Below are 643 nucleotides of genomic sequence, written 5' to 3'. Positions count from 1 at the left end.
GTGGCTAGTCTAACCGCAAGGAGGACGGTCACCACGGTAGGATTCATGACTGGGGTGAAGTCGTAACAAGGTAGCCGTATCGGAAGGTGCGGCTGGATCACCTCCTTTCCAGAGCTTCTCGCAAAATTGAGCGCTCACGCTTATCGGCTGTAAATTTAAAGACAGACTCAGGGGTCTGTAGCTCAGTCGGTTAGAGCACCGTCTTGATAAGGCGGGGGTCGTTGGTTCGAATCCAACCAGACCCACCATTGTCTGGCGGTAGGTACCTGAGGCAAATCTGTACTCATGGGGGCATAGCTCAGCTGGGAGAGCACCTGCTTTGCAAGCAGGGGGTCGTCGGTTCGATCCCGTCTGCCTCCACCAATCTTCAATGACAAGCGTTCGAGATGCTCGAGTGTTTGTCATTGGCGATTGAGCCAGTCAGAGCGGTACGGAGTACGTATCGGCTGTCGTTCTTTAACAATCTGGAAGAAGTAAGTAATTTGGATAGTGGAAGCGTCTTGAGATGGACGTGGAAACTATCCGGGTTGTGATTGTATCGATGTATCTCAAGATGATTCGAACTCTATGTTTGACTCAATTGGAATACGGCACAACGCGAGAACTCAACCTGTAGCGACTGTCGATGAGACAGACTCGTTAT

General features: G+C 50.9%; 2 tRNA genes and 1 rRNA gene. All 3 read left to right on the top strand.

Annotation, left to right across the window (positions count from 1 at the left end):
- A 16S ribosomal RNA gene (locus HWX25_RS32755) occupies positions 1–108 on the top strand; the annotation flags it as partial.
- A gap of 63 nt (positions 109–171) precedes the next feature.
- A tRNA-Ile gene (locus tag HWX25_RS32750) sits at positions 172–248 on the top strand.
- 39 nt (positions 249–287) lie between these two features.
- Positions 288–363: transfer RNA gene (locus HWX25_RS32745), tRNA-Ala, on the top strand.
- The last annotated feature ends 280 nt before the right edge of the window (positions 364–643 follow it).

Origin of the sequence: Burkholderia sp. BCC1640, from assembly GCF_902833125.1 — a bacterium.
GTDB lineage: Bacteria > Pseudomonadota > Gammaproteobacteria > Burkholderiales > Burkholderiaceae > Burkholderia > Burkholderia diffusa.
Note: the sequence above shows the minus strand (reverse complement) of the source record. Positions and strands in the feature narration are given on the sequence as shown.